Genomic DNA, 16,545 nt, shown 5'->3' with positions numbered 1-16,545 from the left:
CGGCCTGGCCGGACGGGGTGAGGGCGGGGCGAACCTCGCCGACATCCTGGAGCGGGTGCTCGACAAGGGTGTGGTGATCGCGGGCGATATCCGCATCAATCTGCTCGACATCGAACTTCTCACGATCAAGCTGCGGCTGATCGTGGCCTCGGTCGATAAGGCGAAGGAGATGGGCATCGACTGGTGGGAGCACGACCCGTCGCTCTCGTCACGCGCCCGGACCGGGGTGGACGGCGGCGAGAAGGCCGAGGTGACCGGCCGGTACAGCCGTGAGAAGGCCGAGGTGACCAGCGGGGAGAACCGGGAGACCACCGAATGACCGACGGACTGCGGTACGCCTACGCGGTCGTGCGCGACACCGGTGCGCCGGAGGCCGCCCTGGACGCCCTCGCCGCCCTGGAGGGGGTGACCGGCGTCGCGGACGAACCGGTGTACGCCGTACGCCATCTGGGGCTCGCCGTGCTGGCGGGCGCCGTACCGGCCGAGGACTATGACGAGGCCTCGCTGCGGAAGCGGCTGGAGGACATGGCCTGGCTGGAGAAGATGGCCCGGGCCCATCAGCGGGTGGTCGACACCGCCGGCGCCGAGTCCTGTGTCATACCGGTCCGGCTGGCCACCGTGTGCCACGGCGACGAGGGGCTGCGGCGGATGCTCGCCACCGGGCGGGAGCGGTTCGCCTCGGCGCTGGACCGGCTGGAGGGCCGGGTCGAATGGGGCGTCAAGGCGTACGCCACACGGCCCGCCGCCGAGGAGCCGCCCGCCGGGACCGCGGACGCCGCGGACGCCCCGAGCACCCCGAACTCCCCGGGCGCCATGTCCGGCCGCGACTATCTGCGCCGCCGCAAGGCCCAGCGACAGGCCGCCGAGCGACGCTGGGGCGATACGGAGGAGGGCGCGCGGCTGGTGCACGACACCCTCAGCGGGCTGGCCGAGCAGTCCCGGCTGCATCCGCCGCAGGACCCCCGGCTGTCGGGGATCTCCGACCGCAATGTGCTGAACGCCGCGTATCTGGTGCGGCGCGAGGACAGCGCCGACTTCGCCGAGCGGGTCGGTGAGCTGGCCGGGCGGACGCCCGCGCTGCGGGTCGAGCTGACCGGCCCCTGGGCGCCGTACTCCTTCACCGCCATGGACGAGACCTCCGGCGCGGAAGAGGAGAGCGCGGGGACGGACGGATGACGATGGCCCCCGAGGGCCCCCTGGCCCATCAGCAGATCGCCCTGGTGGACGTGTTGGACCGGCTGCTGGCGGGCGGCGTGGTGATCACCGGTGATCTGACCCTGCGGATCGCCGACGTCGATCTGGTCCGTATCGATCTGCGCGCGCTCATCAGCTCGGTCAACGCCAATGTGCCGTCCCCCTGGGAGGAACCGTGAGCCGCAAGCTGGAGCTGGACCAGGACACCGTCGAACGCGATCTGATGAAGCTGGTGCTCACCGTCGTGGAGCTGCTGCGCCAGCTCATGGAGCGGCAGGCGCTGCGCCGGGTGGACCAGGGAAATCTGACGGAGGACCAGGAGGAGCGGATCGGGCTGACGCTGATGCTCCTGGAGGACCGGATGGGCACGCTCTGCGACCGTTACGGCATCGCGCCCTCCGATCTCAATCTGGACCTTGGGCCACTCGGTCCGCTCCTGCCCCCGAGGGAGTGACGCTCGGGACAGCTCCCCGGATCACGCCGTCCACCGGGTGATCATGGCGATACCCGCCCAGGACACGGAGGAGTCCCGATGGCGACAGAGACCGCGCGGGCCGCCGGTCCGGTACGGGAGACGCGGCAGGGCAGTGTGCTGGTGGACTGGCTCACCACCACCGACCACAAGAAGATCGGGCATCTGTATCTGATCTCGTCGTTCGGCTTCTTCCTGGTCGGCGGCGTACTGGCGCTGGTGATGCGCGCCGAGCTGGCCCGTCCGGGCCTCCAGATCGTCTCGCAAGAGGAGTTCAACCAGGCGTTCACCCTGCATGGCACGATCATGCTGCTGCTGTTCGCGACCCCGGCGTTCGCGGGGTTCGCCAACGAGATCATGCCGCTGCAGATCGGGGCGCCCGATGTGGCCTTCCCGCGTCTCAACATGCTGTCGTACTGGCTGTATGTGTTCGGCGGGGTGATCGTGGTGGCCGGTCTGCTGGTGCCGGGGGGCGCCGCGGACTTCGGCTGGACCGCCTATGCCCCGCTCAACAGCCCGGTCCGCTCCCCCGGTGTCGGCGCCGATATGTGGATCATGGGGCTGGCGCTGGCGGGGTTCGGGACGATCCTGGGCGCGGTGAACTTCCTGACCACCATCATGGCGATGCGCGCGCCGGGCATGACGATGTTCCGGATGCCGATCTTCACCTGGAACACCCTCTTCACCTCGATCATGATCCTGATGGCGTTCCCGGTGCTGGCGGCGGCGCTGCTGGCGCTGGAGGCGGACCGGCGGTTCGGGGCGGTGGTCTTCGATCCCCGGTACGGCGGGCCGCTGCTGTGGCAGCACCTCTTCTGGTTCTTCGGCCATCCCGAGGTCTACATCATCGCGCTGCCGTTCTTCGGCATCATCAGCGAGATCATCCCGGTCTTCTCGCACAAGCCGATCTTCGGCTATGTGACGCTGATCGGCGCGACCATGGCCATCACCGGGCTGTCGATGGTGGTCTGGGCCCACCACATGTTCGCCACCGGATCGGTTCTGCTGCCCTTCTTCTCCCTGATGTCGTTTCTGATCGCGGTGCCGACCGGGGTGAAGTTCTTCAACTGGATCGGCACCATGCTGGGCGGCTCGGTGTCCCTGGAAGCGCCGATGCTGTGGGCGGTCGGGTTCCTGGTGAGCTTCCTCTTCGGGGGGCTCACCGGCGTCATCCTGGCCTCACCGCCGATGGACTTCCACGTCACGGACACCTACTTCGTCGTGGGCCACTTCCACTACGTGGTCTTCGGGACGGTCGTCTTCGCGATGTTCGCCGGGTTCTACTTCTGGTGGCCCAAGTTCACCGGGAAGCTGCTGGACGAGCGGCTGGCCAAGATCCACTTCTGGACGCTGTTCACCGGCTTCCACACCACCTTCCTGGTGCAGCACTGGCTGGGCGTGGAGGGGATGCCGCGCCGCTACGCCGACTATCTGGCGGCGGACGGCTTCACCGCGCTCAACACCGTCTCCACGATCGGCTCCTTCCTGCTGGGCATGTCGACCCTGCCGTTCCTCCACAACGTCTGGAAGACGGCCAAGTACGGCAAGAAGGTGGAGGTCGACGACCCCTGGGGGTTCGGCCGCTCCCTGGAGTGGGCGACCTCCTGTCCCCCGCCCCGGCACAACTTCCTCACCCTCCCCCGGATCCGCTCCGAGTCCCCGGCCTTCGATCTGAACCATCCCGAGGTGGCGAGCCTGACGCGGGAGAGGGACCAGCGGCCGCGGGGCTCGGTCAGCCGAGGGCCCGGTCCAGCCGATTCCTGAGTTCCCGGATGTGGTCGTTCAGCTCCACCGGCTCGCGCACCTCGAAGTCGAAGCCGCTCAGCGCGATATGAATCACCAGCACATCGAGGCTGTGGGCGCCGGTGTGCAGCAGACAGCTGTGCTCGTCCACGGCCTCCAGCACCCCCACCGTGGGCGTGAAACGCTCGGCCGCCCGCTCGGCGGGCACCCGCAGCAGCACGGTGGCCCGCTGGGCGTAGACGGAAGTGGTGATGCCCCGGGCCACATAGGCGGCGATGTCGTCGGCGGGCGGGCGGCGCGGGTTGAAGCGGGGTCCGTGCGGCGGGGTCGGGGTGATCCGGTCGACCCGGTACGTACGCCAGTCGGCGCGGTCCACATCCCAGGCGACCAGATACCAGCGGCGCTGCGCGGCGACCAGCCGGTGCGGTTCGGCGGTGCGGCGGGTGACCGCACCGCCGTGGTCGCGGTACTCGAAGCGCAGCTGATGGCAGTCCCGGCAGGCGGCGGCCAGCTCGGTCAGCACCGCGGGGTCCACCCCGGGGCCGCCGCTCCAGCCGGACAGCGGCACCGTGAAGGCGGTCAGCGCGCCCACCCGGCGGCGCAGCCGGTCCGGCAGCACCTGCTCCAGCTTGGCCAGGGCCCGCACCGAGGTCTCCTCGATGCCCTCGACCCCGCCGCCCGCCGCCTGGCGCAGCCGCACCGCGACCGCGACCGCCTCCTCGTCGTCCAGCAGCAGCGGCGGCAGCTGGGCGCCCGCGCCCAGCTGATAGCCACCGCCGGTGCCCGGTGCGGAGTGCACGGGGTAGCCGAGCTCGCGCAGCCGGTCGACATCGCGGCGCACGGTGCGCGGGGTGACCCCGAGCCGGTCGGCGAGGTCCGAGCCGGACCATTCGCGGTGGGCCTGCAGCAGGGAGAGCAGGCGGAGCAGTCGGGCCGAGGTCTCCAGCATGCGGCCGAGTCTGTCACCGATCGAGGACAGCCTTCGTCCTCAAGGCTTCGCCCTCAAAACCTTCGTCCTCAAGGCTTCGTCCTCAAGGCTGCCCTCGGTTGGCTCTCAGGATCCCGGGCTCAGGTGAGCGCCTCGATCCGCACCGCGAGATCGTTGTCCCGGGTGTAGTACGGCCGGGCCAGTGCCTCCCCGTGCCGACCGGCCACCGTGCGCGGCGGATAGGTGAAGATCTCCTTCTTGTCCGCGACATCGTCCAGGATCCGGGCGAGCCGGGCCGGTGCCATGGTCCGGTCCGCCGGGCGCAGCCACAGGTCCCAGACGTCCGCGCCGCCGCCCCAGGTCCGCGCGAGGTCGGCGTAGGAGAGCGTGAAGGAGAAGTCCGGGCCCTCCACCTCCAGCGGTGCCGTGCGCACCGGGGCCTCGCCCCCGCGGCAGCGGGCCTCGACCACCGCGTCGGCCAGCCACTCGGACGGGTACGCGACGCGGTAGAGCCGCCCCCGCACCGCCATCGTGTCGTCCTCCAGCCGGATCTCCCCGGCCTCGGCGTGGGGCGCCCGCCGCCAGCTGCGCAGCGAGAGATTGCCGTGCTTGGTGGCGTATGGGATGCGGACGGACAGCGGGGAGGTGCTCGGCCCAGGACGGCGGTCCACGAGCGAGCGCAGATCGTTCAGGCCCGGGGCGAGCCGCCGCGGCTCCGCGTCCCGGTAGGCCACATGGACGTCCCAGCGGCCCTCGGGCAGGGCGACGATGCTGGGCAGGGCGGCCTGGAGCCGGCCGTCCGCGGTGGGGCCCAGCGGCAGCCGCACCTCCCCGTCGGGGGTGTCCTTCCCACCCCGGCGGATCAGCACCAGCGCCCCGCTCCAGTCGTCGTGGCCGCCCGGGGCGGGGCGGCCCCAGTCGGCGATGTGGAAGGTGAGCCCACCGGCGGAGTCCGCCACGCAGTCGGCGCGGGCGGGGGCGGCCTCGGCGGCCTCACTCATTCTGTCCTCCTCGACGTGCTGCGTTGCCTGTGCTGGTGCACTCATGCGACACGCACCTTCCGCAGGGAGTCCTTGGCTGCGAACGCGCCACCGATCAGGGAGCCGCGGGCGCGGTGCAGGGAGCCCCGCAGGCCGCTGCGGCCGATCAGCTCGGAGAACAGCGTCTCGTAGCGCCCGGCCACCCGCGAGGGGTCGAAGCGGGCCGAGTCCTTCAACGCGGCCTGCCCCATCTGCTGGCGCAACTCGTCATTGTTGATGAGGTCGAGCAGCGCGGCGGCGATGGCGTCGGTGTCGCCGGTGGGCACGAGACGGCCGTCCACACCGTTGTCGATGATCTCGGCGGGCCCGTGCGGGCAGTCGGTGGACACCACGGGGAGGCCGCAGCGCATGGCCTCCACGATGGTCATGCCGAACGACTCCAGGCTGGAGGTGACGGCGGCTATGGAGCCCTTGGCCCACTCGGGGTCGAGCGGATTGGCCGGGCCCATCAGGAAGACGTTGTTGTAGAGGCCGAGCTTGTCGATGAGGGCGCGCAGCTTGGCGTGCTGGGCGCCGCCGCCGTAGATCCGCAGCCGCCAGTCGGGGCGGACCTCGCTGACCTTCGCGAACGCGCGGATCAGCAGGTCGTAGCGTTTCACCGGGGCCAGTCGGCCGGCCGCGACCACCCACTTGCCGGTGCCGTCGGCGGGGTCGAGACCGGGCGCGGGCACGCTGTTGGGGACCGCCTCGACCCGCACGCCGGGCAGCCGCATCTGGTCGCGGTAGGTCCGGGCGTCGGCCTCGGTCACGGTGGTCACCGCGTCCAGTCGGGGGTAGACGGCGCGCAGGGCCCGCTTCAGTCCCTTGGAGTGGGTGCTGAGCGTCAGATGCTCCTGGCCGACCCGTACCGGACCGCGACGGGCCTCCCGGGCGATGTGGACATTGAGCCCGGGCCTGGTTCCGACAACGATATCGGCCTCGAGCGAGCGCAGATGATCCGCGATACGGCGGTCGGTGAGGGCGCTGTACTGCCTGGAGCGGCCCTCGATCGCGGGGAAGACCTGCGCCGGGCGGCCGTGGTCCGGATCGGCGCCGTCGTAGGACGGGCTGCTCTTCCTGAGGTCCACGAGATGGCTGAGCCGCACCTGCGGACCAGGGTCGAAGATCGGCTGGTCGCGGTGGCGGAAGACCGACACGATCTCCACATCGTGCTGCTCCCCCAGGGTGCGGGCCAGGTTGTACGTGGTCCGGATCGTCCCGCCGATCCCGTACGCGTTGTGAATAAGGAAAGAGATGTGCATCCGGCCCCGTATCCCACTGCTTCCCCGCGGACGGGTGTGTCGTCCGCCTACCACGATGTAAGACGGTGAAAAGTGGCACAGGGTTGGGTTTCATCACCTTCTTGTGCCCCAACAGATGTGAAATCGGTAGGGAGTCGGGGGAACTTTTCGGCCCGACGGCGCATCAGACCGCGGAGTGGCCGGGCGCGTGACCCACGCCCCGCATGCCCGTTGTCTACGTATGAGCCGGGAACCACTCGGCTCACCCACCGAGACCGAGGAGCCACCCGTGCCGCGCATGCTCGACGTCAGCGATGACGTACGCGCCGAGATCGGCGACGAAGAAGCCGACCGGCTGCTCGCCGGGGACAACGCCCCGGGCGCTTACGACTGCACGTCCTGCCGCACTCCCGGTAACACCGAGCAGGAGCGCACCAGCACCGTGCTCTTCGTGGGGCAGGAGACGGCGGTGCTGGCCTTCGCCCACGCCACCTGCGTGCCCTCCCAGGTCGTCCCGGTCTCGGAGGACCAGTTGCGCGGTGCGGTGCGGTCCATCACGGGTGAGGACAGCGCGCCGCCGACCGCCGAGGCGTCCCACGCGCCGCCCGTGCCCGCCGCGTCGCATGCCGCCACGTCCTACTTCCCCGGCCCGGCGGCCCCCGCCGCGGCCCCGTCGCCCGCCCCGGTCCCGTCGCCGGTGTCGCCCGTCGCCGTGTCCCACGCCCCAGAGCCGTCCGGCCACGCCCCGGCGCCGTCCGGCCACGCGCCGGCGCCGCAGCAGGCGGTGCTCGGTGTGACCAGCGGAGTGGTGCTGGTGGGTCAGGAGGCGTGCGCGGCGCTGGTGGTGGAGCCGACCGCCCCGATCATCCGCCCCGGTTCGATCGGCCACGGCGATGAATTCCTGCAGCTCCTGAGCGAGCAGGGGTTCGCCCCGGTGGTCGATCTGGGCCGGCCGCCCGCGCCCAACCCCGGCTGGTCGGTGCTGCTGGCCATGGGGCGGCTGCACGCGGTGCTGATGCCGGCGCCGGGCGGCGGCCGCCCGGTGGCCTGGTGGCAGGCGCACAGCCCGATGCCGCTCAGCGAGGGCTGGCGGAGCGCCGTCGGCCGCTCCCAGAAGGTGCTGGTCTACGCCGCGGCCGCGGGCACGATCGGCACCCAGCCGCGCGAGGACCAGCTGCGCGCGGCGCTGGACCGGGCCGCCGCGCGCGGCGCTCTGGTCGGCGCTTCGATGCCGCTCGCGGGCACATGACCGCCATGGCCGCCGCCGTCCCGGGCCTGCCCCCGGACTTCCCCCCGGACCTCACCGACCCTTGGTGGGCAGCCCATTCGCCACCGATCCCGCATCCGACGGGCGGCCGGGTCGTTGGCACATACGTGCACGCATACGACCTCTCCTACCGTTCCCCCTCATACGGCTGCATTCCGGCCATGCGCCCCGCGCTGGAGGCAGCGCACGATCCTTGGCGCCACTCCGCCACGCCGATCTACGACGCGTTGTACGCGGAGTACCGCAGGCTGTTCCGGGCGCTGCCCGGTGACCGCTCGGACGAGGAGAACATGGAGTTCGTGGCGTTCGCCGCCATCGGCCAGCCCCGGGGCCTCGTCAGCGGCTACGGCCGCCCGGACGACCACAGCGGGTCCTGGCACACCGACGAGCTGTACTACCGCGGCTATGTCCCCGCGCTCCCGCCCGGCCGGGGCGAGGCGTCGGGGCACACGTACTGACGTGGTGCCGGGGGCCGGGGCGGCGTGAGCCCCCCGGCGCGGCCGCCGCTCCGTCCCGCGACCGCGCTACCGCTACCGCTGCTTCTTACGGCCGCGCTACCGCCACGTCTTGCGGCCGCGCCGCCGCTACTTCTTGCGGCCGCGCTTCTCGCGCACCCGCACCGAGATCTGCAGCGGCGTCCCCTCGAAGCCGAACTCCTCGCGCAGCCGCCGCTCGATGAAGCGGCGGTAGCCCGCCTCCAGGAAGCCAGAGGCGAAGAGCACGAACCGCGGCGGCCGGGTCCCGGCCTGCGTCCCGAAGAGGATCCGCGGCTGCTTGCCGCCCCGGATCGGATGCGGATGGGAGGCGACGATCTCGCCGAGGAAGGAGTTGAGCCGCCCGGTCGGGACGCGGGTCTCCCAGCCGGCCAGCGCCGTCTCGATCGCCGGGACCAGCTTCTCCATATGGCGGCCGGTGCGGGCCGAGACATTGACCCGCGGCGCCCACTGGATCTGCACCAGCTCCGTCTCGATCTCGCGCTCGAGGTAGTAGCGGCGCTCCTCGTCCAGGGTGTCCCACTTGTTGTAGGCGATGACGAGCGCGCGCCCGGCCTCGACGGCCATCGTGATGATCCGCTGGTCCTGGACGCTGATGGACTCGCTGGCGTCGATCAGCACGACCGCGACCTCCGCCTTCTCCACGGCGGCCGCGGTGCGCAGCGAGGCGTAGTAGTCGGCGCCCTCCTGGAGGTGGACCCGGCGGCGGATACCGGCGGTGTCGACGAACTTCCAGGTGATGCCGCCGAGTTCGATCATCTCGTCGACCGGGTCGCGGGTGGTGCCCGCCACCTCGTTGACGACCACCCGCTCCTCGCCCGCGACCTTGTTGAGCAGCGAGGACTTGCCCACGTTCGGGCGGCCGATCAGGGCGATCCGGCGCGGTCCGCCGATCGTCGCCCCGAAGGTCTGGGCCGGGGCCTCGGGCAGCGCCTCCAGGACCGCGTCGAGCATGTCGCCGGTGCCGCGGCCATGCAGCGCGGACACCGCGTACGGCTCGCCGAGGCCCAGCGACCACAGCATCGCGGCATCCGCCTCGGCGCTGGGCCCGTCGACCTTGTTGGCGCACAGCACCACGGGCTTTCCGGCCCGGCGCAGCAGCTTGACCACGGCCTCGTCGGTGTCGGTGGCGCCCACCGTGGCGTCCACGACGAAGACCACCGCGTCGGCGGCCTCGATCGCGAACTCGGCCTGGGCGGCCACGGACGCGTCGATGCCGAGCACGTCCTGCTCCCAGCCGCCGGTGTCGACCACCTTGAAGCGGCGGCCGGACCACTCGGCCTCGTAGGACACCCGGTCGCGGGTGACGCCGGGGCGGTCCTCCACGACCGCCTCCCGGCGGCCGAGGATCCGGTTCACCAGGGTGGACTTGCCGACGTTGGGGCGGCCGACGACGGCCAGCACCGGCAGCGGGCCGTGCCCCGCCGCGGCGAGGTCGCCCTCGACGTCCGTCAGGTCGAAGCCCTCTTGCACGGCGAGCTCCATGAACTCCGCGTACTCGGCGTCGCCAAGCTCCCCGTGCTCGTCGCCGCCGCTGTGGATCTGGTCGTTCATGAAGATTTCCTCGTCGTCCCTCAATACCGCGCACCGCCCCTGGCGGTGCGCGGGTCTATGTCTGATCCGGTCGGCCGGTCAGCCGCCTGGCAGTGCCCAGATGCGCGCCCAGCCGCTTCTGGATGCGCTCGGTGGCCTGGTCCAGGGCCGCCCGCGTCCGCCTGCCGCTGCCGTCCCCCGCCTCGAACGGGTCGCCGAACACCACGTCGATCCTGCTGCGCAGCCGGGGCAGCGGCCTGGACCGGCCGTCGTCGCGCGGGGTGGCGGTGCCGAACACCGCCACCGGCACGATCGGCGCGCCGGAGCGCACCGCGAAGTACGCGAGCCCCGAGCGCAGCGAGGCGAAGTCGCCCTCGCCCCGGGTGCCCTCGGGGAAGATCCCCAGCACCCCGCCGCGCTCCAGCACCCCCAGGGCCTGGCCGATCGCGGTGCGGTCGGCGCTCGTACGGTCCACCTTCAGCTGCCCCATACCGCGCAGGAACGGGTCCAGCGGGCCGATGAACGCCTCCTTCTTGACCAGGAAGTGCACCGGCCGCGGCGAGGTGCCGATCAGCATCGGGCCGTCGACGTTGTGGGAGTGGTTCCCCGCGAGGATGACGGGCCCGGCGGACGGGATCCGCCACGCGCCCAGCACCCGCGGCCGCCACAGCCCGTACATCAGGCCGATGCCGATCCGGCGCGCCACGACGGCCCCGGAGGGGCTGGGCAGGGTCTCGTCGGTGGCGCTCACGCGACCGTCCGCTTCTCCTCGACGAGGGTGACCACGCACTCGATGACCTGGTCGAGGGTGAGCTCGGAGGTGTCCACCTCGACCGCGTCGTCCGCCTTGGCCAGCGGCGAGGTCTTGCGGCCGGAGTCCAGGGCGTCCCGCTTGGCCAGCGCGGCCTGGGTGCTGGCCAGGTCGCTGGCCTCCTTGCCCTTCAGCTCACCGCTGCGGCGGGCCGCCCGGACCTCCGGGGAGGCGGTCAGGAAGATCTTGAGGTCGGCGTCCGGGAGGACCGTGGTGCCGATGTCCCGGCCCTCGACCACGATGCCGCGCGGCGCCTCGGCGGCGATGGTCCGCTGCAGCTCGGTGATCACGGTCCGCACCTCGGGCACCGCGCTGACCGCGCTGACCCGCGAGGTGACCTCCTGGGTGCGGATCGGCCCGGAGACATCGGTGCCGTCGACGGTGATCGTCGGGTTGGCCGGGTCGGTGCCGGAGACGATGGCGGGCTTGCCGGCGGCGTCCGCCACGGCCACGGCGTCCTCGACGTCGATGCCGTTGGCCACCATCCACCAGGTGATCGCCCGGTACTGGGCGCCGGTGTCCAGGTAGCCCAGGCCCAGCTTGGCGGCGACGGCCTTCGAGGTACTGGACTTGCCCGTGCCTGCGGGGCCGTCGATCGCGACAATCACTGCGGCCGGGGCGGTCCGGGCGGCGGTTTCCACGGTGACAGACACCTTTCGTGTGCACGGGGCTGAGTTGAACGGGCCATGTGAGCCTCGGACAAGGTTACTGGCTTCCTCCGGGCGGCTTCGCACCGCTGGGGCACGGCCCCGGGGCCGAGGCCATGGGCGGTCCGTCCCACCGCTACTGCCGGATGGACCATCCCCGCTCCCGCAGGGCCTGGGTGAGCCCCGGGGCCGCCGAGGGCTCGACCACCAGCTGGATCAGACCGGCCTGCTGCCCGGTGGCGTGCTCGATCCGGACGTCCTCGATGTTGACACCCGCCCGGCCCGCGTCGGCGAAGATCCGGGCCAGCTCGCCCGGCTGGTCGCCGATGAGCACCGTCACGGTCTCATAGACGGCCGAGGCGGCGCCGTGCTTGCCCGGCACCCGCTCGCGCCCGGCGTTGCCCCGGCGCAGCACGTCCTCGATCCCGGCCGCGCCGCCGCCGCGCTTGGCCTCGTCGGCGGACTGGAGCGCGCGCAGCGCCCGCACCGTCTCGTCCAGGTCGGCGGCGACGGCGGCGAGCACATCGGCCACCGGGCCGGGGTTGGCGGAGAGGATGTCGATCCACATGGCGGGGTCGGAGGCCGCGATCCGGGTGACGTCGCGGATGCCCTGCCCGCACAGCCGCACCGCCGTCTCATCGGCGTCCTGGAGCCGCGCGGCGACCATGCTCGACAGCAGATGGGGGGTGTGCGAGACGAGCGCCACCGCCCGGTCGTGGGCCTCGTCCTCCATCACCACGGGCACCGCCCGGCACAGCGCGACCAGCTCGAGCGCGAGGTTGAGCACCTCGGTGTCGGTGCCGCCGGTGGGCGTGAGCACCCAGGGCCGCCCCTCGAAGAGATCGGCGGTGGCGGCCAGCGGCCCGGAGCGCTCCCGGCCCGCCATCGGATGCGTGCCGATGTAGCGGGTCAGATCGCAGCCGAGGGCCTCCAGCTCACGGCGCGGGCCGCCCTTGACGCTCGCGACGTCCAGGACGCCGCGGGCCAGCCCGCGGCGCAGCACATCGGCCACGGTCGCCGCCACGTACGCCGGGGGCACGGCGACGATCGCCAGGTCCACGGGCCCCTCGGGCTCGGCCTGCGTCCCGGCGCCGCGCGCCTCGGCGGTGCGCGCCTGGGCCGCGTCGTGGTCGGCGAGGTGCACCTGGACGCCACGGCCGGCCAGGGTCAGCGCGGCGGAGGTGCCGATCAGGCCGGTGCCGATGACGAGGGCGGTTCTCATTGGGCGATGTCCTTGCGGAGGGAGCCGGCGGCGCCCAGGTAGACATGGGCGACGTCGGACTTGGACAGGGAGGTCTCGACATGCGCCAGGATGCGGACGACGCGGGGCATGGCCCCTCGTATGTCCAGCTCCTGGGCGCAGATCAGCGGTACGTCGGTGATGCCCAGCTTGCGGGCGGCGACCGCCGGGAAGTCGCTGTGCAGATCGGGGGTGGCCGTGAACCACACGCTGATCAGGTCATCGGGGTCGAGGGTGTTCCGCTCCAGGATGGCGGTCAGCAGCGCGGAGACCTGCTCATGCATGTGCTCCGGCTCGTCCCGGTCCAGCTGGACGGCCCCGCGGACCGCTCGTACCGCCACGTCTCGCTCCCCTGTGCGCGCTGTGCTTGTCGTGCGTCGGGCGCGGCCGCGGTGTTCGGCCGCACTCCCGATCAGCGTAACGAGCGGGTCGGACAGGCTCCCGGGGCGACCGCTGGGCGAGACGCGGCGCCCCGCGGACGGCCGGGGCCGTCAGCGGCGCCGGGTCCGTAGGCGCCGGGTTCGTATCAGAGTTCGACCTCGCGCATGAGCATGCCGACCTCGGTGTTGGTCAGCCGGCGCAGCCAGCCGGACTTCTGGTCGCCGAGCGCGATCGGGCCGAAGGCCGTCCGCACCAGCTTGTCGACCGGGAAACCGGCCTCGGCGAGCATCCGCCGCACGATGTGCTTGCGGCCCTCGTGCAGGCTCACCTCGACCAGATAGTTCTTGCCGGTGTTCTGCACCACCCGGAAGTGGTCGGCGCGGGCGTAGCCGTCCTCGAGCTCGATGCCGCTCTTGAGCCGCTTGCCCAGGTCGCGCGGGAGCGGGCCCTGGATGGCGGCGAGATAGGTCTTCCGCACGCCGTAGCGGGGGTGGGTGAGGCGGTGGGCCAGCTCGCCGTGGTTGGTGAGCAGGATGATGCCCTCGGTCTCGGTGTCGAGGCGGCCGACGTGGAAGAGCCGGGTCTCGCGGTTGGTCACATAGTCGCCCAGGCACTGGCGGCCGTCGGGGTCCTCCATGGTGGAGACGACACCGGCGGGCTTGTTCAGCGCGAAGAAGAGGTACGACTGGGTGGCCACGGTCAGCCCGTCGACCTTGATCTCGTCCTTCTCGGGGTCGACGCGCAGCCCCTGCTCGGTCACGATCTTGCCGTTGACCTCGACCCGGGCCTGGTCGATCAGCTCCTCACAGGCGCGGCGCGAGCCCATGCCGGCGCGGGCGAGGACCTTCTGGAGCCGCTCGCCCTCCTGCTCGCCGAAGGTCTTGGGCAGCTTGACCCGCGGCTTGTCGTGGCGGGCACGGTTGCGCTCCTCTATCTGCGCCTCGTACTCGCGCGGACGGGCCGGGCCCGGCTTGCGGCCACGGCCGCCGCCCTTGGGACCGCCCTGGGAGCCCTTGGGGCCGCCGCCCTGGGAGCCCTGGGGACCCTGGGAGCCCGTCCTGGGGCCGCCCTGAGACCCTTGGGAGCCCTTGGGGCCGCCCTGGGAGCCCTTGGGGCCCGTCTTGGGGCCGCCGCCCACGTCGTAGCGGCGCTCTTCGGGGCGGGGGCGGCCGGCGCGCTGCTGCTGCTCGTCGCGCCTGTTGTTCCCCGCGCCCCGGTAGTTCTTGCCGCCGCTACCGCTACCGCTGCCCCTGCTGTTCCTGCCGCTGCTTCGCATCAAGTTTCCGTCTGAGAGTGGGCCGCTGTCGGCTCGGTGTGCTACGTCGTCGTGCGTTCTGCGTCGTCCTGCGCGTCATCGCCGTCGATGGCGTCCGGATCGAACGACGGCACGCCCTCCTGGGACTCGCCCTCGACCGCGTCCGCCTCGGGGAGGAACGGCGCGAGCTCCGGGAGCTCGTCCAGCCCCCGCAGGCCCATCCGCTCCAGGAAGTAGTTCGTCGTCCTGTACAGGATCGCACCTGTTTCGGGTTCCGTGCCCGCCTCCTCGACCAAGCCCCGCTGGAGGAGGGTCCGCATCACGCCATCGCAGTTGACGCCGCGGACGGCCGAGACTCGGGAACGGCTGACCGGCTGACGGTACGCGACCACCGCGAGGGTTTCCAAAGCGGCCTGGGTGAGCCGGGCCTGCTGGCCGTCCAGGACGAACCCCTCGACGGCGGCGGTGTAGGCCGGGCGCGTGTAGTAGCGCCAGCCGCCCGCGACCAGCCGCAGCTCGAAGCCCCGGCCCTGGGTCGCGTACTCGTCGGCCAGCTCGCGCAGCGCGTCCGCGACCGCGCGGCGCGGACGCTGGAGGACCTTGGCGAGGTTCTCCTCGGTGGCGGGCTCGTCGACGACCATGAGGACGGCCTCCAGGGCGGGCTTGAGATCCAGCTCGGCGACCTCGGAGAGCCCGGCGGGTGTCCGCTGCTCGCTCAACTCGCTACCTCTTCCTTCTCCTTCTCGGGCGTGGCCGTCTCCTTCTCGGACTCCTTCTCGGGCTCCTTACGGGGCTTGGCCTCCTGGTCGAACTCGTCGGTGACCAGTGGCCGCTCACCCGCCTCGCCCGTCCAGCGGACCATGAGCGACCCGAGCGCCTCCGGCTGGTCCAGGAGGACCGCGCGCTCGCGGTAGAGCTCCAGGAGCGCCAGGAAGCGCGCGACGACCGTAAGGACGTCGGGAGCGTCCTCGGCGAGCGCGGCGAAGGTCGCCTCCCCCAGCTCCCGCAGCCGCGCGACCACCACCTCGGCCTGCTCCCGGACGCTGACCAGCGGGGCGTGGATGTGGTCGACGTACACCTGCGGCTTGGGCTTGGGCTGCATCGCCTTGACGGCCAGCTTGGCGAAGCCCTCGGGGCCGATGCTGATGACGACGTCGGGGAGCAGCTCGGCGTGGTGCGGCTCCAGGCCGACGGTACGGGGGTGACGGGCGGCCTCGGCGGTCAGCCGGTCGTTGAAGATGTCCGCGATCTGTTTGTACGCGCGGTACTGGAGCAGCCGGGCGAAGAGCAGATCGCGCGCCTCCAGCAGCGCCAGGTCCGCCTCGTCCTCGACCTCGGCGGCGGGCAGCAGCCGGGCCGCCTTGAGGTCCAGCAGGGTCGCCGCGACGACGAGGAACTCGGTGGTCTGGTCGAGGTCCCAGTCCGGCCCCATGGCGCGGATATGGGCCATGAACTCGTCGGTGACCTTGGAGAGGGCGACCTCGGTGACGTCCAGCTTGTGCTTGGAGATCAGCTGGAGGAGGAGGTCGAAGGGCCCCTCGAAGTTGGCCAGCCGCACGGTGAACCGATTGCCACCGTCCTCGGCTCGCGCCTCGCCCCGACCGCCCCCACCGCTCGCCTCGGCCCCACCGCTCGCCTCGGCCCCACCGCTCGCCTCGGCCCCACCGCTCGCGTCGGCCCCACCGCTCGCCTCGGTCCCGCCGCCGACGTCAGCCCCGCTGCTCGCCGCCCCGGCCGCCTCACCGCCGTGCCCACCCGCCGGGGGCGCCGCATCGAGGTCGGCCCGTGCGTGTACCGGCTCCGGCTCGTCCGCCGAGGGCCCCTTACGGCTGCGCTCACCGCTCGCGCCCCGCCGCTCGGCCGTGGCAACGGCCTCGGCCGTCGCCGGGGACGGCTCGGGCTCGGCGTCCGGCGCGGTGCGTTCCTCCGCGGCGGCTTCGGGCGCCTCTGGCTCCACGACGGCCTCACGCGCCTCGGGCGCTTCAGGCGCGACGGGCGCGGTGGGCGCCTCGGACACGACAGGCACCTCGGACACGACAGGCGCCTCGGGCGCGACGGGCGCGGCGGGCGCGGCGGGCGCCCCGGATGGCTCAGCAGGGGCCTCGGGCGCCGTCTGGGCGCCGTTCTGCGGCTCTTCCGCCGCTGCTTCCACCGCTTCCGCCGCCAGGGGCGGAGCGGGGCGCTGAGCGGCCTCCTGCGGAGGCGTGGGCGCGGTGGACCGGTCCGGACCCGTCGTGGCCGGCGCCGTGCCGGGGCCCCGGCCGAGGGAGCGGCGGGAGGGGCGGGGCGGCGGGGCGGGGGTGTCGTTCGTCGGCATCGC

The 16,545-nt window shown here is 72.4% G+C and carries 18 protein-coding genes; 7 read left to right on the top strand and 11 right to left on the bottom strand.

Going from position 1 to position 16,545, the window contains the following annotated elements; translation table 11 throughout:
- Positions 1-4: 4 nt before the first annotated feature.
- The 5 genes from ACFXB5_RS17800 to ctaD all read left to right on the top strand — a co-directional run bounded on the left by ACFXB5_RS17800 (position 5) and on the right by ctaD (position 3,430).
- Positions 5-319, top strand: coding sequence for a gas vesicle protein (locus ACFXB5_RS17800; protein ID WP_385208575.1), 315 nt, complete (start codon positions 5-7; stop codon positions 317-319).
- A complete protein-coding gene (locus tag ACFXB5_RS17795) occupies positions 316-1,176 on the top strand; it encodes a GvpL/GvpF family gas vesicle protein (RefSeq protein WP_385208500.1) in 861 nt (286 codons plus the stop codon). Before ACFXB5_RS17800 ends, ACFXB5_RS17795 begins: the two co-directional genes overlap by 4 nt.
- On the top strand, positions 1,173-1,373 hold the full coding sequence (locus ACFXB5_RS17790) for a gas vesicle protein (protein WP_014059691.1): 201 nt from the start codon (positions 1,173-1,175) through the stop codon (positions 1,371-1,373). Before ACFXB5_RS17795 ends, ACFXB5_RS17790 begins: the two co-directional genes overlap by 4 nt.
- Positions 1,370-1,648 (top strand): gas vesicle protein K, encoded by a 279-nt coding sequence (locus tag ACFXB5_RS17785; RefSeq protein WP_201853727.1) that lies wholly within the window; start codon positions 1,370-1,372, stop codon positions 1,646-1,648. Before ACFXB5_RS17790 ends, ACFXB5_RS17785 begins: the two co-directional genes overlap by 4 nt.
- 78 nt (positions 1,649-1,726) lie before the next feature.
- Entirely contained in the window at positions 1,727-3,430 is a 1,704-nt protein-coding gene (gene ctaD / locus ACFXB5_RS17780; protein WP_385208495.1) for a cytochrome c oxidase subunit I, read from the top strand.
- On the opposite strand, the gene ACFXB5_RS17775 is transcribed toward ctaD, so the two are convergent.
- The 3 genes from ACFXB5_RS17775 to ACFXB5_RS17765 form a co-directional block, all read right to left on the bottom strand.
- A complete protein-coding gene (locus tag ACFXB5_RS17775; RefSeq protein WP_385208493.1) occupies positions 3,399-4,358 on the bottom strand; it encodes a helix-turn-helix transcriptional regulator in 960 nt (319 codons plus the stop codon). The two genes, ctaD and ACFXB5_RS17775, sit on opposite strands and share 32 nt — an antisense overlap.
- 119 nt (positions 4,359-4,477) lie before the next feature.
- A complete protein-coding gene (locus ACFXB5_RS17770; protein ID WP_385208572.1) occupies positions 4,478-5,338 on the bottom strand; it encodes a hypothetical protein in 861 nt (286 codons plus the stop codon).
- Between the two features lie 41 nt (positions 5,339-5,379).
- The gene (locus ACFXB5_RS17765; protein ID WP_385208491.1) at positions 5,380-6,618 is read right to left on the bottom strand and encodes a glycosyltransferase family 4 protein; all 1,239 of its coding nucleotides are present in this window, start codon (positions 6,616-6,618) and stop codon (positions 5,380-5,382) included.
- A 268-nt stretch (positions 6,619-6,886) separates the two neighbouring features.
- On the opposite strand from ACFXB5_RS17765, the gene ACFXB5_RS17760 reads away from it, so the two are divergent.
- Together ACFXB5_RS17760 and ACFXB5_RS17755 are read left to right on the top strand one after the other, a co-directional pair.
- Complete coding sequence (locus tag ACFXB5_RS17760) at positions 6,887-7,846, top strand: hypothetical protein (protein WP_385208569.1); 960 nt, start codon at positions 6,887-6,889, stop codon at positions 7,844-7,846.
- Positions 7,843-8,322 (top strand): hypothetical protein, encoded by a 480-nt coding sequence (locus ACFXB5_RS17755; RefSeq protein ID WP_385208488.1) that lies wholly within the window; start codon positions 7,843-7,845, stop codon positions 8,320-8,322. Before ACFXB5_RS17760 ends, ACFXB5_RS17755 begins: the two co-directional genes overlap by 4 nt.
- A 126-nt stretch (positions 8,323-8,448) precedes the next feature.
- Here the strand turns inward: ACFXB5_RS17755 and der are convergent, their stop codons facing one another.
- The 8 genes from der to ACFXB5_RS17715 all read right to left on the bottom strand — a co-directional run bounded on the left by der (position 8,449) and on the right by ACFXB5_RS17715 (position 16,542).
- Positions 8,449-9,912: a ribosome biogenesis GTPase Der gene (gene der, locus ACFXB5_RS17750; protein WP_201853723.1), complete on the bottom strand. Its 1,464-nt coding sequence runs from the start codon at positions 9,910-9,912 to the stop codon at positions 8,449-8,451.
- A gap of 55 nt (positions 9,913-9,967) precedes the next feature.
- Positions 9,968-10,642 carry a lysophospholipid acyltransferase family protein gene (locus tag ACFXB5_RS17745; RefSeq protein WP_385208485.1) on the bottom strand — a complete coding sequence of 225 codons (675 nt, stop codon included), beginning with the start codon at positions 10,640-10,642 and terminating at the stop codon, positions 9,968-9,970.
- The gene (gene cmk / locus ACFXB5_RS17740; protein WP_385208483.1) at positions 10,639-11,343 is read right to left on the bottom strand and encodes a (d)CMP kinase; all 705 of its coding nucleotides are present in this window, start codon (positions 11,341-11,343) and stop codon (positions 10,639-10,641) included. Before cmk ends, ACFXB5_RS17745 begins: the two co-directional genes overlap by 4 nt.
- Positions 11,344-11,485: 142 nt before the next feature.
- Positions 11,486-12,571: a prephenate dehydrogenase gene (locus tag ACFXB5_RS17735; protein WP_385208480.1), complete on the bottom strand. Its 1,086-nt coding sequence runs from the start codon at positions 12,569-12,571 to the stop codon at positions 11,486-11,488.
- Entirely contained in the window at positions 12,568-12,930 is a 363-nt protein-coding gene (aroH, locus tag ACFXB5_RS17730; protein WP_385208477.1) for a chorismate mutase, read from the bottom strand. Before aroH ends, ACFXB5_RS17735 begins: the two co-directional genes overlap by 4 nt.
- A gap of 185 nt (positions 12,931-13,115) precedes the next feature.
- Entirely contained in the window at positions 13,116-14,246 is a 1,131-nt protein-coding gene (locus ACFXB5_RS17725; protein ID WP_385208474.1) for a pseudouridine synthase, read from the bottom strand.
- A 41-nt stretch (positions 14,247-14,287) separates the two neighbouring features.
- The gene (scpB, locus tag ACFXB5_RS17720) at positions 14,288-14,944 is read right to left on the bottom strand and encodes an SMC-Scp complex subunit ScpB (RefSeq protein ID WP_385208471.1); all 657 of its coding nucleotides are present in this window, start codon (positions 14,942-14,944) and stop codon (positions 14,288-14,290) included.
- Entirely contained in the window at positions 14,941-16,542 is a 1,602-nt protein-coding gene (locus ACFXB5_RS17715; protein WP_385208468.1) for a segregation/condensation protein A, read from the bottom strand. Before ACFXB5_RS17715 ends, scpB begins: the two co-directional genes overlap by 4 nt.
- Between the last annotated feature and the right edge of the window lie 3 nt (positions 16,543-16,545).

The organism is Streptomyces sp. NPDC059455 (assembly GCF_042750115.1).
GTDB lineage: Bacteria > Actinomycetota > Actinomycetes > Streptomycetales > Streptomycetaceae > Streptomyces > Streptomyces endocoffeicus.
The sequence above is the reverse complement of the archived record's forward strand: the minus strand, read 5'-3'. Positions and strand labels throughout refer to the sequence as shown.